This window comes from Phyllobacterium sp. UNC302MFCol5.2 (assembly GCF_000686005.1).
In the GTDB taxonomy this organism is placed as follows: domain Bacteria; phylum Pseudomonadota; class Alphaproteobacteria; order Rhizobiales; family Rhizobiaceae; genus Phyllobacterium; species Phyllobacterium pellucidum.
Genome location: NZ_JMLL01000011.1, coordinates 304,315 through 323,300, shown reverse-complemented (window position 1 = coordinate 323,300; position 18,986 = coordinate 304,315). Strand labels below are relative to the sequence as shown.

The following is an 18,986-nucleotide window of genomic DNA, read 5'->3' as shown; positions in this document are numbered from 1 at the left end:
CGACGAAGATTGCAACCAATAATTGGCGAACGTGGGACTATTCCTTTTTCGTTCCGCCGATACGGGCCAAATCTCCGATGAAATCGCCGATGTTCGGGCGCCGTTCGGCATTGAAGGGAAATGGCCGCACCAGATCCATCGCAGAAATGCCGATGCGCGCCGTCATCAGACCATTGATCACACCTTCGCCGAGGCGCGCGGAAAGTTTTGCGGCAAGCCCATGGCCGACCAATTGCTGGATGATCGAGTCGCCCATGGCAACGGTACCGGTGACGGCAAGATGCGCGATCACATTGCGCGTCAGTCGCAGAAAGCCGAGCGTGCCGGGCCTGCCGCCATAAAGTTCCGACAGGCGCCGGATCAACCTCGCGGATTCGAACACGACGTAGCCGATATCGACCAGAGCGCGCGGACTGACCGCGGTGACGATGGAGACGCGCTTGGCGGCAGCAAGGATCATGTCACGTGCCTGGCGGTCGAGCGGGCGCAGCAACTCGGTTTCGCTGAGGCGGATCAGGTCGCGACCATCGATGACCTCGTCGCGCAGATCGTGGAGCAGCGCGCGGCCCTTGGCCGTGGGCGGCAATGTCTCGGCGATCGCGACGAGCTTGCCGACGACGGCCTTTGCTGCGCGGCTATCATTGCCCTCGGCGGCTTTCGCTGCCTCTTCGCGCAAATGCTGCACGGACGCCAGCCGGCGCAGGGCGAGACCTTCGCGCAGGACGATTGCCACAAGTGCAAATGCCGCAAGGAAAGCAACGGCAAGCGCCAGCCAGCCGAGCCAGGGCGCCCGTTCAAACAAGGTGCGGATAAGATTGTCGGCCCATAACCCCAGAGCAAGCGATACCAGGATGCCGAGTGCGCCGGTGAAGAGCGATGCGAAAGAAAAGCGCGACTTGCGGGCAAGGGCGGGCGGCGGCGTCAGCGCGTCGAGTTCATTGGCAACGGCGTCATCGACGTCGAAAACATCGACAGCAGCCGGCGTAATCACCGCAACATCCTTGATCGCTGTCGGGCGGCGCACCTGTGATTTCGGCGCACTGGCAGCGTGCCGTGTTTCCGCTGCAGGTGCTGGGTCGAGGCGAAAGGCTGCGGGCTTGCGCGAGTTCTGGTCCGTCATGCGAGGCGATCTCCGATGAGGAACTGTAGGGCGCGATCGAGCCGGATATGCGGCAGTGATAGTGTTATACCCTCGGCGGTGCGCTCGAGCTTGGGTGGCCGGAAGCGAACGAAGCGAATGGCCGGATCGTCGGTGGGGCGGTCCGGAGCTTCAAAGATTGAATCCGGTTTTGCCGGCAAGTCACCGGGAAATATGGCAGTTTCAGTCTTGCCGTCGAATGTCTCGCCATTGATCGTCTCGCCCTTCAAGGGCATACCAACGATCACGGGCAATACCTCCCTGCCTTGCGTCACGGTTGCCTCGCGCGTCGTGCGAACGGCGGCCATGGCGAGCACATCGACGCTTGCACCCGAAAAATCGGCCCGGCTCACCGCGCGGTCGACGAGGCGGCGCACGATGGCCTGAAGCCGGTCGTGGCTTTCATGGTGGAGATGGTCGGCCTTGGTTGCGGCAACCAGGATGCGGCTGATGCGCCGCTGCACCAGTCCCGTCAGGAAGTTTGTGCTGCCAGGGCGAAAGCATGAGAGAATTTCCGTCAGCGCTCTTTCGAGATCCGCGACCGCGGCCGCACCGGCATTCATGGCCTGCATGGCATCGACAAGAACGATCTGGCGGTCGAGACGGGCGATATGTTCGCGGAAGAACGGCTTGACGACATGGGTCTTGTAGGCCTCGTAGCGGCGCTCCATCATGGCGGCGAGTGTCCCGGGTCGATGCTTGCCATCGGCAAGGCCGGGAAGCGGCGCGAAGGTAAGTGCGGGCGAACCGTCTAGATCGCCCGGCATCAGGAAGCGGCCGGGCGGCAGGGTCGAAAGTGCCCGTTCGTCCGCCTTGCCCGCCTTCAGATAGGCGGTGAAGCTTTTCGCCAGCTTCTGCGCCCACATTTCGTCGGCCGGGCCATCGGCCTCGGCGCCGGCTGCCTCCTGAACCCAGTCGGTCGCGACATCGCGGTGGCTGGCGAGTTGAGCCAACTCAAAGGAATCCCTCGAAAACTCGCTGTAGGATTTACCGAGAAGCGGCAGGTCGAGCAGCCACTCGCCCGGGTAGTCGACGATATCGACGGAGAGCTTGCCGCCCGAAAACATGCGATTCCACATCGAGGCGGATTCATATTCGATCGTCAAGCGGAGTTCAGAAATGGCTCGCGTCGATTCCGGCCATATGCGGTCGTCGATCAGCGCCTTCAAGTGTTCTTCATATTGGAAGCGCGGCACGGCATCATCCGGCTGTTCCTCCAGATAGGCGCGGGCGATGCGTCCGGATTTCTGCGCTTCGAACAGCGGCAACCGGCCGCCATGGATCAGATTGTGGACGAGGGCGGTGATGAAGACTGTCTTGCCGGCACGCGAAAGGCCGGTTACGCCGAGGCGGAGCGACGGCGAAACGAGCGCACTGGTCCGGTCGGCCAATGTATCGAGCGCAATTTTGGCTTCGTCGGTAAATGTCGTCAGTGTACCCAATTCTATCGTCCCATGGCGCGGTCACAGTTTCAGCCATATGGGACGAAGCCCGGTCGATGGCAAGGAATTGACGTCTTAGAGGTGATGTTCGGCGGGTGAGAAGAACGCCTGAAGCATACCGGTTCCCGGGTTAATTTCGGCGAGAGGGGCTTCGAAACTGATGACGGCGAGGCCAGCAGTGGGGAAACCCGATACGAGGTCAGGGTGTGCCGGTGATTTTGCCTGGTCTATGAGCGCGATCGCAAGCTCCTCCATCATGGGATTGTGGCCGACAAGCATGACGGAATTGGCGGTTTCGTGTTCGAGGCCGGCCATGCGCACGCTCAAAAGGTAGCCATCGGCGCCGCCCGAGTAGAGCTTTTCGGCGTCTTCAACGATAAAGGGTAGTTCGAGAGCGATATATTCAAGAGTTTGCCGTGCCCGGATTGCAGGTGAACACAGGACGATTTCGGGCCGAAATCCAGACCTCTTCAGCTCCTCGCCGACGACCTTGGCAGCTTCGATGCCGGCAATATCGAGGGCACGGTCAAAGTCCTTCTGACCGGCCGAGGGCCAGAGCGCTTTTGCATGCCGCAACAAAAAGACCTGACTCATCTATCGATTTCCCAGCGCTAAGATGCCCTTTAGAGTGGTTGCACGCTTCTTCGAAAGACGCAATTGCTGGATTCAGCTGTGGCGCAAATGTCAAAATAATCAAATAATTGTGCAAAAGGCGCCTGCGGAAATTCTGTGCTGCATGCGTTTTGGGAGTGCAAGCTACAACTCCCAGTAGAGTGTAAGAGCTATAAAAGGCCGCGTTTGGCCCCGAAAACCAATCATTTCGGTGCAGAAAATTCGAACATCCTGCCAATTTTGCCAATAAATTGAGCAAATTCCTGCCATTTGTTTCTGCGATTTACATGTCTTTTTGTAGTTGTGTGCCCATGTGACACGACCTATATAGGCCTCCTCGCGTCTCATAGGTGCAGGGTGATTCAAAGATGAATGAACTGATCGATCTTGACTACAAGCCCACGGATGACGAGCCCTTCATGAGTGATCGGCAGAAATCCTATTTTCGTGAAAAACTCATCAACTGGAAAAACGACATTCTGCGGGAGGCGCGCGAAACGCTTGAGATCCTGCAGCAGGAAAACGCCAACCTGCCGGACATAGCCGATCGCGCCTCGTCCGAAACTGACCGCGCCATCGAGTTGCGCGCCCGTGACCGCCAGCGCAAACTCATCTCGAAGATCGACGCCGCTTTGCAGCGTATCGACGACGGAACCTACGGCTTTTGCGAGGAGACCGGGGATCCGATCAGCCTGAAGCGTCTTGATGCACGGCCGATCGCAACGCTTTCTATCGAAGCTCAGGAACGTCACGAACGACGCGAGAAAGTTTACCGCGACGACTGAGCGGAGAAAATCAAAGCACCAGAGAAAGGCCCGGTTTTCCGGGCCTTTCGTTTTGTACGGTCTATCGTTTTTCCGGCTTGGAGAGTTCGCCAAGGAGACGCTCCATCTCGTCCTCGATATTGTCGGCTTTCCTGGGCGCCTCGTCCTTGCCGGGTGCAATGTTGAGCTCGCTTTCAAGATCCGCCTCGAAGGCCTCGGAGAAGTCGATCTCGCCGAGGGTCACGTCGGGCTCCACCGTCTCGGCAGGGCCGACGTTTTCGAGCGTCGGTTCCTTATAGGCCGAAGGTGCAGGCGCAGCCGAGGCGGGTTCATTGCGCACGGCAAAGGGAAAAGCTGCGGCGGTGGTCGTGCGCGGTTCCGAAGGGCGCTCGCTTGCGGGTGCGGGCGAAGGCGATTCCATCTTCGGCGCTGGCGGTTGCGGGGCGGATGCCTGCCGCATGACGCGGGGCCAGACACCGTTTTCGGCCGCAGGCTCACTAACGACCGGCGTCTCGACGGCTGGTGCGGCGAAGGATGGGGCCTCTACTGCCGTCGCAACCGTTGCGACGCGAGCGGCTCCAGCTGCTGCGGGCAGCGGAGGAACGGGAACGGCGGCTGGCGCATGCTTTGGTGGTTCGGCGAGACGCAAATCCCGCTGCGGCGCGACCGGACGCTGTTGGGGCGGTGCAGGGCGCAAGGGGATCTGCGGCGCGGCCTGGGCGGTTTGCGCAGGACGTGACGGGGCGGGTGCCGCGACGGGCGCGACCGGTTCCGGGGCGGCGATCGGAGCAATCGGCTCCGGCTGCGGTTCTTCCACCGCGACTGGTCGCTTCGCCTCGGCCACGGGCGCGGAAACCGGCGGTGCTATTGTTTCGTTGCGCGAGGGCTGCTTTGCGAACTGGCGGATATTCTGCTCGATGACAACGTCGCTCGGGCCGCCGATCAGGATGAGATGTTCCACATCGTCGCGCCGTACGAGCACGAGACGCCGGCGATTGTCGACGGCTGCTGCGTCAGTGACGGAGAGGCGCACCTGCCTGTTGCGGCCGCCGGCGACGAAGGTTCCGCCGGTTGCGCGCCGCAAGATGGCGAAAACGATCAGCAACAGCAGGATCACCAGGAGGAACAGCAGGACAAAACCGACAATGGGGGCGGCTGTGTCACCGACGATAGGGGCGAGCCAAGCGTTCATGACGAACTCTCCTTTAAGGTCTCCGAGCCCAAAACCTGTTCCCCGACATGGGCTTCCACGCAATACTTTGCGTGACACTAGTGCGAGCCAATGCTGGCCGCAACCCTGATGCCGTCAGTCTACCCTGGGATAAATCATTAGCCGGAAGCATTCGCCCGGCGGCGATATGGAATCGGCAGTCAGCCAACGAGTAGTGGACGAAGGCCCTGCATTTGAAAGATAGGGTTTATAGCGCCGAAAAGATATGATCCAAACGATTCGAAGCGAGACAGCGCAGCCAGGGTCGTGGCGGCGATTGTGAGGTAAAAAGGGGTTTGAGACGCATGTCTCAAGAAACGAACAGCGATCTTTATCCAGAACCGATCATTGCGAATACCAAGTCGAACAAGGCGGGTCTGCGCCTCGTCATCCTCGGTGTGCTGCTCGTCGGCGTTTCGATCCTCTACTTCATTTACCGGGACCAGTTGGGGCAACAGTTCCTTCTTGGACTGCTCGGCACGCTGGCCATGACCGGCGTTTTCTATCTTTTCGGCTCGGCGATCAACGTAATCCAGTTTACCCCGCGTGGCACGAGCGACGAACTGACACGCGCCTTTGTCGATACGCTGCCCGAAGGCACCGTCGTTTGCGACCAGAAGGGGCGCATCGTCTACGCAAACCGCGCCTATGCGCAATTGACGGGTGTCACCAATTCCAATGATGTCCGCCCGATCGAACATATTCTTTCCGGGGAAGCTGCCGCCTCAGATCCCATCTACCGTCTCGCCAATGCCGTGCGCGACGGGATTTCCGGGCAGGAAGAACTCAGGCTGTCGCGTCCTCTCGATCCGTCGCGCGAACCGGTCCCGACCTGGTACCGCATCAAGGCGCGCCCGGTCGCCGGCATTCCTGACCAGACCGCTCCGGTCTATGCCTGGCAGATCGCCGATATTTCGGCCGAGCGCGCCGAGCAGGAACGCTATTTCCAAGACATTCAGGAAGCGATCGACCATCTCGATCATGCGCCTGCCGGTTTCTTCTCGGCCGATCCTGACGGGCGCATCATCTACATCAACGCGACGCTCGCCGAATGGCTCGGCGTCGATCTGACGCGGTTCACACCGGGATCGATGATGGTTCGCGAGATCGTCGCCGGCAATGGCATGGCGCTGATCAATGCGGTCAAGACCGAGCCCGGCACCAGCCGCAATACGGTGATCGACCTCGACCTTGCCAAGGCCAATGGCCAGAGTCTCGCCGTCCGTTTTTATCACCGCGTACAGGTGCAGCGCGACGGAAGGCGGGGCCCGAGCCGCACCATCGTTCTCAACCGCGCCGAGGGCGAGGACAACTCGGCCGCGTTGCGCGCAGCGGAAGTCCGGTTCACGCGCTTCTTCAATTCCGCGTCGATGGCAATTGCCGCCGTCGATGCCACAGGCAAGATCCTGCGTACCAATGCGCGGTTCCTCGGTCTGTTCGCGCCAATCGTCGACCGTGACGACATCGACCGGCGCATCCCCCTGGAGACTGTGGTGCACGAGCGCGACCGCGAAGCCTTTGACCGGGCACTTGCGGCTGCATTTGACGGTCAGGCCGAGATTTCGCCTGTCGATACGGTCGTTCCAGGCAATGAGGAACGCCATTTGCGTTTCTACATCAGCCCGGTGTTCGATGCGGGATCGGAGGACGGCGCCGAGGAAGCCGCTATCGTTTCGGTCGTGGAGACGACGGAACAAAAGGCACTCGAGGCCACGATGGCCCAGAGCCAGAAAATGCAGGCCGTGGGCCAGCTGGCCGGCGGTATCGCCCACGATTTCAACAATGTGTTGACCGCCATCATCATGTCGTCGGACCTGCTCCTGTCCAATCACCGCGCGTCCGATCCGTCCTTCGCCGACATCATGAACATCAAGCAGAATGCCAACCGTGCCGCATCGCTGGTGCGCCAGCTCCTCGCTTTCTCGCGCCGTCAGACCCTGCGGCCGGAGGTTCTCAACCTTACCGACGTGATTGCCGATGTGCGCATGCTGCTGACGCGGCTTGCCGGCACGCAAGTAAACCTCAAGATCGAGCATGGCCGCGACCTTTGGCCGGTAAGGGCCGATCTTGGCCAGTTCGAGCAGGTGGTCGTCAACCTGACGGTCAATGCACGCGATGCGATGCCAGATGGCGGCGACCTCATCATCCGCACCCGCAATGTCAGCGAGGCCGAATCTGCCGAGCTTAATTACCGTGATCTCATTCCGGGGGACTACGTGCTGGTCGAGGTTGCCGACAGCGGGACCGGCATGCCGCCGGAGGTCATCGCCAAGATCTTCGAGCCGTTTTTCACGACAAAAGAGGTGGGCAAGGGGACGGGCCTCGGCCTTTCCATGGTCTACGGCATCATCAAGCAGACCGGCGGTTCGATCCACTGCGAATCCGAACCCGGCAAGGGCACGATCTTCCGCATATTCCTGCCGCGCTATGTGGAGGAGAAGCAGGCGGCGACCGTCAATGCCGATGGCGAGGTGATCGCCGCCGAAGCGCCGAAGCGCGAGAAGAAGGCGGAGAAGGCGACCGACCTTTCAGGCTCTGCCACGGTTCTCCTCGTCGAGGACGAGGATGCGGTGCGCATGGGCGGGCTGCGTGCGCTGCAGTCGCGCGGCTATACGGTGCATGAGGCTTCCAGCGGCGTCGAGGCGCTGGAAGTAATGAAGGAACTGGGCGGCAAGGTCGATATTATCGTGTCGGACGTGGTGATGCCGGAAATGGACGGGCCGACGCTGCTGCGCGAGTTGCGCAAGGAATATGGCGACATAAAATTCATCTTCGTCTCGGGATATGCCGAGGACGCCTTTGCCCGCAATCTCCCCGAGGACGCAAAGTTTGGATTCCTGCCGAAGCCGTTCTCATTGAAACAGCTCGCGACGGCCGTCAAGGAGATGCTGGAGGGCGAGTAGGGAAGTAGGGAAGTAGGGAAGTAGGGAAGTAGGGAAGTAGGGAAGTAGGGAAGTAGGGAAGTAGGGAAGTAGGGACCCCCTTCCTGGTCGGTCGACAGCGGGGCTTAAACCACGCACCAACGTCATTCTGCCCGTCCTTGTTCTCGCACTAATACCGCCATCCTTGGATCACTAGCGCCATCCACCCCATTACTACGTCATCCTCCGGCTACTACGGCCAGCCGCCTACGGCCATAATTCGCACACCGCCTGCGTCATCCTTGCTCTACAGCAGTCATGGTCGCGTGACCATCCGACCTCGCGCCACCAAGGTCGGGCAACTACCGCATCCTTCCACCCCTGCCATCATCCTTGCAGCACTACCGTCGACCTACCACCGCCGTCATCCTCGGGCCCTTGTCCCGAGAACCCACCTTCCGGCCGGATAATTGATCCTCGGGACAAGCCAAAGTAGCACAGTGGCGCGGACGCGCGAATCCTAGCTATCGAGCCCGTCGAACAGTGCCGTGGAAAGATAACGTTCGGCGAAGGACGGGATTATCACAACGATGTTCTTGCCTGCATTTTCCGGGCGCTTGCCGATCTCGATCGCCGCCGTCAGCGCGGCGCCGGAGGAGATACCGACCGGGACGCCCTCAAGCCGGGCCACGAGACGCGCATTGGCAAAGGAATCCTCATTGGAGACCTGGATCACCTCGTCGTAGATATGCGTATCAAGCACGGCGGGGGCGAACCCAGCGCCGATGCCCTGGATCTTGTGCGGACCGGGATTGCCGCCGGAAAGCACCGGCGAGTCCTTCGGCTCCACCGCAACGATCCGAACTTCGGGCTTGCGCTGCTTCAGCACCTGGCCGACGCCCGTGATCGTGCCGCCCGTGCCGATGCCGGCGACGAAGATATCGACCTTGCCCTCGGTATCGTTCCAGATTTCTTCGGCGGTGGTGCGACGATGGATTTCAGGGTTGGCCGGATTGTCGAACTGCCCCGGAATAATCGCATCGGGCGTCGTTTCGACGAGCTCATTGGCCTTGGCAATCGCGCCCTTCATCCCCTTGGCACCTTCGGTAAGCACAAGCTCGGCGCCAAGCAGCTTCAACATCTTGCGCCGCTCGACCGACATGGTTTCCGGCATGGTCAGGATCAGGCGGTACCCCTTCGCGGCGGCGGCAAAGGCAAGCGCAATGCCGGTATTGCCGGACGTAGGCTCGACGAATGTCGTCTTGCCCGGCGTCGCTTTGCCTTGCGCCTCAAGCGCTTCAATGAGCGCGACGCCGATACGATCCTTGACGCTGGCGATGGGGTTGAAGAATTCGAGCTTGGCGAGAAGGTTGGCGCCCACGCCCTTTTCCTTGGCGAGCTTGTCGAGCCGGATGATGGGTGTATCGCCAACCGTATCCACGATCGAATTGTAGATGCGTCCACGGCCCGGCTTGCGCGCGTCATTGTTGCTCATTGATGAACTCCCATCCTGGATTGCGTCGTTGGGCCGATCTTATGGGGCAGCGGCGGAATTTCCTAGTCGAAGCCGTTCGGTCGACGCATCCTCATGGGAAAATCCTGCCATTATCGCGCGAAAACTGGAAAATCATTCCAGTCAGGAAGCGCGCCCGGCGATCGCAAGCGCTGCTCCGGCCATGAAGGCGGCGGCAGTCCGGTTTAGCCGCTTCAACGCACGGGGCGATGCAAGGAGGCCGCGCGCCCTTGCTGCAAGGGCGAGGTAAGGAATCAGCACGACCAGCAACACCAGGACGGTAATCGTCGCCAATATCGAATAATCGGCGAGGGTGACAGCGTGAAGATCAACCAGCGTCGGCGTCAGGGCGATATAGAACAGCATCGTCTTTGGATTGCCGAGCGTGACGGTAAGTCCCGAAAGAACGCTTGCAGCCGGCCCGCCGCGGCTTTTCTTCGCCTCGATCTTTTCTGCGGAAATACCTGCGGACCACAGACCCCAAGCAAGATAGGCGAGGTAGGCAACGCCGGCCCATTTGATGATGAGGAAGACTGTTCCAAAAGTCTGCGCCACCATGGCGAGGCCTAGGACGACTGCGGTAAGGTAGGTGAGGTCGCCGATAATGAGCCCGATCGACATGAACAGCGCGGAGCGAAAGCCGGAACCGAGCGCCCGTGCGATCAGTGCGGTGAGGCCCGGGCCGGGTATGGCCGCGGCGATGGCAAGAGCGCCCGAATAGGCGACAAAACCGGCAAGCGTCATGTTAAGTTCCTGGGTGATTGCGACCGAACGGACCATATCCGTGTGGTTTCTTTCTGTCCATTGAAAGGCCCGCGCGGACTTGAACAATGACGCTGGAAACTATAATTTAGAATTATTCTAAATTAGGATGTTGTCATGCTCAGCCGGTTCTTCTCCCATCGCCGCCATTCGCTCGAATCGCTCACCGAACAGGAGATTCTTGCGCTTGCCATTTCGTCAGAAGAGGACGATGCGCGAATTTACCTCGCCTATGCGGATGGGTTGCGCGAGAATTTTCCCGACAGCGCCAAAGTGTTTGAAGACATGGCCGAGGAGGAAAACCGGCACCGGCAAGTGCTGATCGAGCTGCATCAGGAGCGCTTCGGCAACAAGATTCCGCTCATTCGCCGGGAGCATGTGCGCGGTTATATCGAGCGCCGGCCCGATTGGCTGATGCGTCCGCTTGGTATCGACAAGGTGCGCGAGATGGCCGAGAAAATGGAGGAGCAAGCCTACAGATTTTATACCGAGGCGATCAAACTTGTCAGCGATGCCTCGACCCGCAAGCTGCTTGGCGATCTTGCCATTGCGGAAAAGGCCCATGAATCGCTGGCGCACCGGCTTGGTCTGAGACATACGCCCGACGCGGTTCAGGACGCGGAAAAGCAAACGGAGCGCCGCCAGTTCATACTGACCTATATCCAACCCGGGCTTGCCGGTCTGATGGATGGTTCCGTTTCAACCCTGGCGCCGATTTTCGCGGCGGCCTTTGCCACGCAGGACACCTGGCAGACCTTTCTGGTCGGTCTCTCGGCCTCGCTTGGCGCCGGCATTTCCATGGGGTTCACCGAGGCCGCCCACGATGACGGCAAGCTCTCCGGTCGCGGGTCGCCGTTGAAACGCGGCCTTGCCAATGGGTTGATGACGGCGATCGGCGGTCTCGGTCATGCCTTGCCTTACCTGATCCCCGATTTCTGGACAGCCACCACTGTCGCTGCCCTCGTCGTCTTCGTTGAGCTTTGGGCCATTGCCTATATCCAGCATCGCTTCATGGAGACGCCCTTCTTCCGCGCGGCGATCCAGGTAGTCCTTGGAGGCAGCCTTGTGCTCGCGACGGGTATCTTGATCGGCAATGCGTGATCGAACGTAGGGACAAGCCCGAAGCGGTCGCAATGCTTTAAAAGGGGCATTCTCGCGGCAATATCCGTTGCAAAAACGTCTTTTTGCCCAAGTGGTTAAGGCTAATAATTGATGAATTTATCGGTCTTTAACCAATGGCATTCAGGAGCTGTTCATATTTATGAGTTAAATTTTAGCTAATTGATCGCTACCGGTTCGCCCGGCAGCCAAAATGCAAGAGACCAGACATGATGACCATGATTATCCAGCTGCGCGATACGCTTCGCGTCGTCCGCGAGTTCATTGTGCCGAGCTACCGGCCCGAACGCCACTATATGCGTGGTCCAGGACCGGCATGCGCCGAGCGCAATCACGGACAACGGGCCTAGGCATGATGATAAGCCCGCGCATCAGACGGAGCCTCGTCACGGGCTCTGAGGCCGTAGTCACGCACAACGGACGCAATCCGCAGCCGATAGTCGGCAAAGATCCCACCACGGCCGTCGCGTTGGGCAAGGCGATGTTCCTCGGTCTGGCGCCAAGCCGCCACTGACGCTTCGTCGCGCCAGAAGGAAAGGGAAAGGTAGCGGTTCGCGTCGGCAAGGCTGCGAAACCGTTCCACAGAGATGAACCCGTCCATCGTCTCCAGCAGCGGACGCAGATCCGCTGCCCGATCAAAATAATCCCCGGAGCGGCCCTCTGCCGGTTCGACCTCGAAAATCACTGCAATCATCGGATCAGTTCCTTCCCGTTCAATCCGGAAACGTGAGTGAGAAACGTGCGATCCTCGCGGCGGATGAATTTCCTCTCCATTGAGAACGCATAGTTCGCACGGCCGAGGGGATCGTCCCGCAGCCTGGCACGGTAGGCCTCGTAGGCTGCGAGGCTTTCAATATTGTAGATACCGTAGGCCAGGGTAGCAGAACCTTCATGCGGGGCGAAATAACCGATCAGGTCGGCGCCGCAGCGCGGGATCGCCTCATTCCAGTTGCGGGCATATTCTTCGAATGGACCCCTTTGATAGGGATCGATTTCGTATTTGATAATGCAGGTGATCGCCATTTCTCTCGCTCCATCGCGTTTCTAACCGGCCATCAACATAGGCCGCGAAGGCGGCTTGATACTTCGGCCGTTTTCGAAGCATTGTCGTCAGGGGCAAAGCAAATTAGGGCAAGATGGCGTGAGGAAGATGCGATGTCGAACAACGCGAAATTTGCCGAAATTGCAGCGCTGGCGGGAGATCCCGGGCGCGCAAGCATGCTGAACGGCTTGATGGACGGACGCGCGCTGACGGCATCGGAACTCGCGCAACTCGCCGGGATCACCGCGCAGACCGCGAGCAGCCACCTGACACGCATGACCGACGCCGGATTGCTGGCGGTGGAAAAGCAGGGACGGCATCGCTACCACCGCCTGGCATCGCCCGCCGTGGCGCAGATGATCGAGAGCATCATGCGCATTGCGGCGCCGGGCGTCGCTGCCAAGCCCGTTCGAACAGGGCCGCGCGACGCAGCCTTGCGGGCAGGGCGAACGTGTTACGATCACCTGGCCGGCCATCTCGGCGTCGCAATCACCGACGCGCTGGTTGACGCGGGTCACCTCGAGCTCGGCCTCGACGCCGGCGAGGTGACGGAGAGCGGGCGCGCGCTGCTTGACCGCGCCGGTATCGACATTGCGGCCTTGACCGCAGCCCGTGGCCGTATTCTCTGCCGGCCCTGCCTCGACTGGAGCGAAAGACGCCCGCATCTAGCCGGGGCCATCGGCGCGGCTCTCTGCAGCCATTGCTTCGAACGCGGCTGGATCAGGCGCGTGGACGGGACGCGGGCCGTAACCGTCACGCCGAACGGGCAAAGGCAGCTGCGTGAGACGTTCGGCGTCAGCCTTTCCTAGATGTGACGCGTAATCCCGCCATCGACACGGATATTCTGCCCGGTGATATAGCCTGCATCGTCCGATAGCAGGAAAGCGGCCGTCTTGGCGATTTCGTTCATCGTGCCGACGCGCTTCATCGGGACCTTTTCGGCAGTCTCCGGCTTGTGGTCCAGACTGTCGATGAAGCCCGGGAGCAACGCGTTCATACGGATATTATCGGCCGCATAACGGTCCGAATAAAGCTTGGTATAGGCGCCTACCGCGGCGCGATAGGCGCAGGAAACCGGAAAGACCAGGCTCGGCTCGAAGGCCGCGAAAGTCGTGATGTTCACGAAGGCCCCCTTGCCTTGCTTGAGCATGTAGGGCGTCACCAGCCGCGCCATGCGCACGACGCTCATCACCATCAGGTCGTTGCCAATCGCCCATTTATCGTCGGTGATGTCGAGAAGATCGCCCTTCGGCGGATGTCCCGTGTGATTGACCACGGCATCGACACGGCCGTATGCCTCCACGGTTTGTGCGACCAGCGCCTCGAGATCGCTGGCTTCGCCAGCGGACCCTTTCAGACCGATCGCGCCAAGTTCGCCTGCAAGCTCGACGGCGCTGCCTGAGGGCGACATCAGGCCGAGGCGGTAGCCGCGGCCATGCAATTCGCGCGCGATGGCGGCGCCCATGCCGCGTCCTCCGCCGGTAATGATTGCAACAGGAGCTTCTTGTGATTGCGTCATGGTTCTCGCCCTTCTTCTCGAATGGCGGCGAGCATTGTTGATTGTCCTTATGGACGCAAATGAATTCAGGATGCAAAGGGCGTCAAATTTTTTGAAGAACGTTGAGAAAATGAGTCAAAAGAGGAATTGAAATCTGACGACATATAGCGAGAGATGTCACTACTTCTTAAGTTAGTCCGGCCATTCCTCGGCCGACCAATCCCGCGATGTGTGGATGACCCGCAAGACGGCTATAACCTCTTGCCCGCCGTGGCTCTTGATCTCATAGGCTATGATGTAGGGCAGGCGGGCAACGGACTTTTCATAGCTACCTGTGACCCGGCCCGGCCTTCCGGTCGCAAACTCGCCAAGTCCGTTGCCCACCTGGTCGATCGCATCCGCTACCCTTTCAGCAGCAAGCGGGTTGTCAGCGGCCACGAATTGCAGAATGTCGAGGTAATCGTGCCGTGCGTCGGCCGACCAGATGACCCGCCTCATTCTTACGAGGCTTTTTTACGCTTCGCGTCCGCGATGATCTGGCGGGCTTCCGCCATCACCTGTTCATGGGGCACGACACGGCCGGCCGCAACATCGGCCATGCCGCGCTTGATGCCGTCGATGATTTCAAGCTCGCGATCAACATAGGCGGCGACAGCTTCGCCGGCGAGGAACGATTTGCTCCGTTGCGTGTCGGCCGCTATCCGGTCGAGCTTTTCTTTCACATCGGGCCGAACCCGAATCGTCATGGTAGTGCTGGTGGTCATGAAACTTGCCTCCTCATGTGTTGGATTGTGTACACCCTAGCACGTTTTCTTAGGCGCTGCCATCGTGCTTTCTAGTGTATCGATGCGGCCTGGCCTTAAGCCCCACGCGCCGTCATACCGTGCCTTCCCAAAAATCAGTTCGACCTTAGTCTAAAGGCCGGCGGCCAAGTCGCGAGGATTGCTATATAGGTGCGTCCAGCACGCATTTTTGGCCTCCCATATTTTGCCCGAATCGCTTGTATAGTCCGCGCCACATCCAAACGGGGACTTGATTCGATGATGAAGAAATTTGCCATCAGCTGCCTGGCAGCGACCTTTCTGGCGGGCTGCACGACGACGGACCCCTATACGGGTGACCAGAAGATCTCGAACACCGCCGGCGGCGCCTTGATCGGAACGGCAGCAGGTGCGCTCGCCGGTTTTGCCATTGGCGGCGGCAGCGGCAAATCGGGTCGAAATGGCGCGCTGATCGGTGCAGGCATCGGTGCGCTCAGTGGCGGCGCGATCGGCAACTACATGGACCGCCAGGAAGCGGAGTTACGCGCGCAGCTTCAAGGGACCGGCGTCTCGGTGACCCGGAATGGCGACCGGATCATTTTGAACATGCCGTCGAACATTACCTTCAACACCGACCAGGATCAGGTGAAGCCGGAGTTCTACCCGACGCTCAGTTCCGTCGCTGTGGTCCTGCGCAAATTCAACCAGACTATCGTCGATGTCGCCGGCCATACGGATTCCACCGGTAGCCTGCAGCATAACGAGCTTCTCTCTGAGCGCCGGGCGCTTTCCGTATCCAACTACCTGACCCAGCAGGGCATCGACAACCGCCGCTTCGACGTACGCGGCTTCGGCCCCTCGCAGCCGGTGGCAACCAACGCGACCGAAGCCGGGCGCGCCCAGAACCGCCGCGTCGAAATCCAGATCGCGCCGCTTACCTGATAGCGAGCGCCACGGCGATCCTCGCGGCAAAGCGCGCATTGTTCTCGACGAGTGCGATGTTCGCCTTGAGGCTCTCACCCTTGGTGATGTCGAGAATTTCGGAAAGTAGATATGGCGTCACGGCCTTGCCGGTGACGCCATCTTTCGTGGCGCGGGCGATCGCCTCGCTGATATAGCCCGCCATTCTCTCCGCTGGAATTTCGTCCGCTGCCGGAATGGGATTGGCGATCAGCATGCCGCCGTTGACGCCGATGGCTTCGCGTGCCCGCTGAAACCCGGCGATTGCCTCGGCTGAGTCGAGCCGCAGCGGCGCCTTGATCGGCGATTGGCGCGACCAGAAGGCGGGAAGCACATCGGCGCCATGGACGACGACAGGAACGCCCTTGGTTTCAAGCACTTCCAGCGTCTTTTCGATATCGAGAATGGCCTTGGCCCCGGCGGAGACGACGATGACCGAGGTTCGACCGAGTTCTTCAAGGTCGGCCGATATATCGAAACTCAATTCTGCGCCCTTGTGCACGCCGCCGATGCCGCCCGTGGCAAAAACCTTGATGCCAGCAAGATGCGCGGCAAGCATGGTGGCTGCAACCGTCGTGCCACCAGTGCGTCCTTCGGCAAGCGCGAAGGCAAGGTCGGCGCGCGACAGCTTCATGGCGCCTTTCACCTGCGCGAGCGCTTCACGTTCATTGGCGGAGAGCCCGATCTTGAGCCGGCCGTCGACAATGGCAATCGTCGCTGGAACAGCGCCTTCTTCCGCAATGATGGCCTCGACATCTGCGGCCATGCGGCTGTTGTCGGGATAGGGCATGCCATGAGTGATGATTGTGCTTTCCAGCGCGACAACCGGCTTGCCCGCATCAAGTGCCTGCTCGACCTCGGGGGCAATATCGGTAAAGGGATTGAGGGTCATGTCGGCTCCTTTGATCAACGCAGCAGGGTCGCATCGGGTATCAAGGAAAGCGCTGCGTCGAATTCCTCGGGGGTAAAGATCGGGCTGGCGGAATGTGTCTTCAATGTCAGCATCGACGCGGTCATACCTTGACGGACTGCCTCGTGAAACGCGACACCTTGCATCAGCCCGGCAATCGTTCCGCCGGCAAGCGCGTCACCTGCGCCGGTCACATCAGCAATCCCGTCGACGCCAGGCGGTTCGAGTGTATAGGCTAGATCGTTATGGTAGGCGAGGGTGGGACCGGCGCCATTGCTGATGACGGCGACTTGAAGGCCCGCCGCGCGCAACGCTGCGCAGATTTCCTTTAGCTCCGCCGATTGGCCAAGGCCTGTCAGGGCCAATGCTTCACGGCGGTTCATGAAAAGGCAGTTGAGATTGCCAAGGATCGTGCGCAGGCGCACCGCCTTTGCCGGGGATATCGCCAGGGCATAGATCGGCCGATGTTCCGCAAGGCCCGCAAGCCTTTCCAGCGCATCGGCCGGAAGGTTGGCATCACAAAATATGGCGTCGGCCGCTGCCACGGCATCGCGCACCTTCCGCCGGCGCAGTTGCCGAGGGAGCGCGACTTCATAAAGCGCCATGTCGGCGATTGCGGCGACGACATCGCCATGTTCGTCGAGGATTGCCGTATAGCTCGGCGTCGCCCGGTCCATGAAGACGACGGAGCTATCGATGATGCCGGCTGACTCGATCGCTGCGCTAATCGTCTCGCCGATACGGTCGCCGCCGCGTATGGACAGGAGTTCAGCTGCGATGCCGCGCTGCATCGCCAGCCTTAACGCATTGAAGACACCGCCGCCCGGCTCTTCGCGCATGATACCGGGGTTTGAAGCGCCGGGCACAAACGGTACTGTGCTTTGGCCGCGCCGGTCGAGATGGGCGCCGCCAACAGCAAAGAGCAGCGGTTTGTTGCCTGACGTCATGGGTGATTGCTTGTCCGATTTAAAACCACGGATTGAAGGGCTGGCGTTGCGCTACTTCTCTAAAGTGTCAGTCGGACAGGCGCAATAATCCGGCCGATTCGATTTTCGCAACTTCGGTTTGTCCGGCAACGCCTGGAAACAGCGGAAAGCTTGCCTGACAGCATGTCGCGCCCGTACAAGAACATTTTACGAACATTTTGAAGTTATGTGTTTATTTCAATAACTTATGTCTATTGCAAAATGAGAACAAAACAGATACAAATAAGTTCATCAGAAGCGACATCCGGACTTCATGCACAACACAGGGGTAGTGTAACATGGCTCAAAATTCATTGCGGTTGGTTGAGGGTAATTCGGTGGATAAAACGAAAGCGCTGGATGCGGCATTGTCCCAGATCGAGAGGGCCTTTGGAAAGGGCTCGATCATGCGGCTTGGCCGCAACGAGCAGGTTGTGGAGATCGAAACGGTTCCGACCGGCTCGCTGTCGCTCGATATTGCCCTTGGCGTCGGCGGATTGCCGAAAGGCCGCATCGTCGAGATTTACGGGCCTGAAAGCTCAGGTAAGACCACGCTTGCCCTGCATACGATCGCCGAAGCCCAGAAGAAGGGCGGCATTTGCGCCTTTGTCGATGCCGAGCACGCGCTTGACCCCGTCTATGCCCGCAAGCTTGGCGTTGATCTTGAGAACCTTCTGATCTCGCAGCCGGATACGGGCGAGCAGGCGCTTGAAATTACCGATACGCTGGTGCGATCCGGCGCCATCGACGTTCTCGTCGTCGATTCCGTTGCTGCGCTGACGCCCCGGGCGGAAATCGAGGGCGAGATGGGCGATTCCCTGCCGGGTCTGCAGGCCCGCCTGATGAGCCAGGCGCTGCGCAAGCTCACCGCATCGATTTCCCGTTCCAACTGCATGGTCATCTTCATCAACCAGATCCGCATGAAGATCGGCGTGATGTTTGGTTCGCCAGAAACGACGACGGGCGGCAATGCGCTGAAGTTCTATGCATCTGTTCGCCTCGATATCCGCCGCATCGGATCGCTCAAGGAGCGTGACGAGGTCGTTGGCAACCAGACGCGCGTCAAGGTCGTCAAAAACAAGCTGGCGCCGCCCTTCAAGCAGGTCGAGTTCGACATCATGTATGGCGAGGGCGTCTCGAAGACGGGCGAGCTGGTCGATCTTGGCGTCAAGGCCGGCATTGTCGAAAAATCTGGTTCATGGTTCTCCTATAATTCGCAGCGCCTCGGCCAGGGCCGCGACAACGCGAAACTGTTCCTGAAGGAGAATCCGGAAATAGCCAATGAGATCGAACTGGCGTTGCGCCAGAATGCCGGTCTCATTGCCGAGCAGATGCTCGACAAGAATGTCGGGGAAGTAGAGGACGACGAACCCGACGCCGCCGAAGGCTGAGCCGCCTCCAGATATTGACTGAGGATTTGAGACCCGCG

Annotated in this window: 20 protein-coding genes; 7 read left to right on the top strand and 13 right to left on the bottom strand. The window is 60.0% G+C overall.

Features of this window, described 5'->3' with window-relative positions:
• Positions 1-37: 37 nt before the first annotated feature.
• The 3 genes from BR48_RS0112880 to BR48_RS0112870 form a co-directional block, all read right to left on the bottom strand.
• Positions 38-1,120 (bottom strand): TIGR01620 family protein, encoded by a 1,083-nt coding sequence (locus BR48_RS0112880; RefSeq protein WP_027231667.1) that lies wholly within the window; start codon positions 1,118-1,120, stop codon positions 38-40.
• Positions 1,117-2,580: a YcjX family protein gene (locus tag BR48_RS0112875; protein ID WP_027231666.1), complete on the bottom strand. Its 1,464-nt coding sequence runs from the start codon at positions 2,578-2,580 to the stop codon at positions 1,117-1,119. The genes BR48_RS0112880 and BR48_RS0112875 overlap by 4 nt, the downstream gene beginning before the upstream one ends.
• A gap of 75 nt (positions 2,581-2,655) precedes the next feature.
• Complete coding sequence (locus tag BR48_RS0112870; protein WP_027231665.1) at positions 2,656-3,174, bottom strand: histidine phosphatase family protein; 519 nt, start codon at positions 3,172-3,174, stop codon at positions 2,656-2,658.
• A gap of 386 nt (positions 3,175-3,560) precedes the next feature.
• On the opposite strand from BR48_RS0112870, the gene dksA reads away from it, so the two are divergent.
• A complete protein-coding gene (gene dksA / locus BR48_RS0112865; protein WP_027231664.1) occupies positions 3,561-3,977 on the top strand; it encodes an RNA polymerase-binding protein DksA in 417 nt (138 codons plus the stop codon).
• 61 nt (positions 3,978-4,038) lie between these two features.
• Here the strand turns inward: dksA and BR48_RS25515 are convergent, their stop codons facing one another.
• Complete coding sequence (locus BR48_RS25515; protein WP_027231663.1) at positions 4,039-5,148, bottom strand: flagellar biosynthetic protein FliO; 1,110 nt, start codon at positions 5,146-5,148, stop codon at positions 4,039-4,041.
• Positions 5,149-5,471: 323 nt separating this feature from the next.
• On the opposite strand from BR48_RS25515, the gene BR48_RS0112855 reads away from it, so the two are divergent.
• Positions 5,472-8,069, top strand: coding sequence for a PAS domain-containing sensor histidine kinase (locus BR48_RS0112855; protein ID WP_027231662.1), 2,598 nt, complete (start codon positions 5,472-5,474; stop codon positions 8,067-8,069).
• A gap of 478 nt (positions 8,070-8,547) precedes the next feature.
• On the opposite strand, the gene cysK is transcribed toward BR48_RS0112855, so the two are convergent.
• Positions 8,548-9,522, bottom strand: coding sequence for a cysteine synthase A (gene cysK / locus BR48_RS0112850; RefSeq protein WP_027231661.1), 975 nt, complete (start codon positions 9,520-9,522; stop codon positions 8,548-8,550).
• Between the two features lie 141 nt (positions 9,523-9,663).
• The gene (locus BR48_RS0112845; RefSeq protein ID WP_027231660.1) at positions 9,664-10,284 is read right to left on the bottom strand and encodes a LysE family translocator; all 621 of its coding nucleotides are present in this window, start codon (positions 10,282-10,284) and stop codon (positions 9,664-9,666) included.
• A gap of 135 nt (positions 10,285-10,419) precedes the next feature.
• On the opposite strand from BR48_RS0112845, the gene mbfA reads away from it, so the two are divergent.
• A complete protein-coding gene (gene mbfA, locus BR48_RS0112840; protein ID WP_027231659.1) occupies positions 10,420-11,403 on the top strand; it encodes an iron exporter MbfA in 984 nt (327 codons plus the stop codon).
• Positions 11,404-11,630: 227 nt separating this feature from the next.
• The gene (locus tag BR48_RS26210; RefSeq protein WP_153669021.1) at positions 11,631-11,771 is read left to right on the top strand and encodes a hypothetical protein; all 141 of its coding nucleotides are present in this window, start codon (positions 11,631-11,633) and stop codon (positions 11,769-11,771) included.
• Here the strand turns inward: BR48_RS26210 and BR48_RS0112830 are convergent.
• Positions 11,768-12,115 carry an antibiotic biosynthesis monooxygenase gene (locus BR48_RS0112830; RefSeq protein WP_027231658.1) on the bottom strand — a complete coding sequence of 116 codons (348 nt, stop codon included), beginning with the start codon at positions 12,113-12,115 and terminating at the stop codon, positions 11,768-11,770. The genes BR48_RS26210 and BR48_RS0112830 overlap by 4 nt on opposite strands.
• Positions 12,112-12,444: an NIPSNAP family protein gene (locus tag BR48_RS0112825; RefSeq protein ID WP_027231657.1), complete on the bottom strand. Its 333-nt coding sequence runs from the start codon at positions 12,442-12,444 to the stop codon at positions 12,112-12,114. The genes BR48_RS0112830 and BR48_RS0112825 overlap by 4 nt, the downstream gene beginning before the upstream one ends.
• 132 nt (positions 12,445-12,576) lie before the next feature.
• Here BR48_RS0112825 and BR48_RS0112820 point away from each other — a divergent pair, with 132 nt between their 5' ends.
• A complete protein-coding gene (locus BR48_RS0112820; RefSeq protein ID WP_027231656.1) occupies positions 12,577-13,272 on the top strand; it encodes a winged helix-turn-helix domain-containing protein in 696 nt (231 codons plus the stop codon).
• Here BR48_RS0112820 and BR48_RS0112815 read toward each other — a convergent pair.
• The 3 genes from BR48_RS0112815 to BR48_RS0112800 form a co-directional block, all read right to left on the bottom strand.
• Positions 13,269-13,982 carry an SDR family oxidoreductase gene (locus BR48_RS0112815; RefSeq protein ID WP_027231655.1) on the bottom strand — a complete coding sequence of 238 codons (714 nt, stop codon included), beginning with the start codon at positions 13,980-13,982 and terminating at the stop codon, positions 13,269-13,271. The two genes, BR48_RS0112820 and BR48_RS0112815, sit on opposite strands and share 4 nt — an antisense overlap.
• A gap of 171 nt (positions 13,983-14,153) precedes the next feature.
• Entirely contained in the window at positions 14,154-14,459 is a 306-nt protein-coding gene (locus tag BR48_RS0112805) for a type II toxin-antitoxin system RelE/ParE family toxin (RefSeq protein ID WP_027231654.1), read from the bottom strand.
• A gap of 2 nt (positions 14,460-14,461) precedes the next feature.
• Entirely contained in the window at positions 14,462-14,725 is a 264-nt protein-coding gene (locus BR48_RS0112800; protein ID WP_027231653.1) for a CopG family ribbon-helix-helix protein, read from the bottom strand.
• 276 nt (positions 14,726-15,001) lie between these two features.
• On the opposite strand from BR48_RS0112800, the gene BR48_RS0112795 reads away from it, so the two are divergent.
• Complete coding sequence (locus tag BR48_RS0112795; RefSeq protein ID WP_027231652.1) at positions 15,002-15,664, top strand: OmpA family protein; 663 nt, start codon at positions 15,002-15,004, stop codon at positions 15,662-15,664.
• Here BR48_RS0112795 and BR48_RS0112790 read toward each other — a convergent pair.
• Positions 15,657-16,574 (bottom strand): pseudouridine-5'-phosphate glycosidase, encoded by a 918-nt coding sequence (locus BR48_RS0112790; RefSeq protein WP_027231651.1) that lies wholly within the window; start codon positions 16,572-16,574, stop codon positions 15,657-15,659. The two genes, BR48_RS0112795 and BR48_RS0112790, sit on opposite strands and share 8 nt — an antisense overlap.
• A 14-nt stretch (positions 16,575-16,588) precedes the next feature.
• Positions 16,589-17,539 carry a carbohydrate kinase family protein gene (locus tag BR48_RS0112785; protein WP_027231650.1) on the bottom strand — a complete coding sequence of 317 codons (951 nt, stop codon included), beginning with the start codon at positions 17,537-17,539 and terminating at the stop codon, positions 16,589-16,591.
• A gap of 317 nt (positions 17,540-17,856) precedes the next feature.
• Here BR48_RS0112785 and recA point away from each other — a divergent pair, with 317 nt between their 5' ends.
• Positions 17,857-18,948, top strand: a complete 1,092-nt coding sequence (recA, locus tag BR48_RS0112780) for a recombinase RecA (RefSeq protein WP_027231649.1) — start codon at positions 17,857-17,859, stop codon at positions 18,946-18,948.
• The last annotated feature ends 38 nt before the right edge of the window (positions 18,949-18,986 follow it).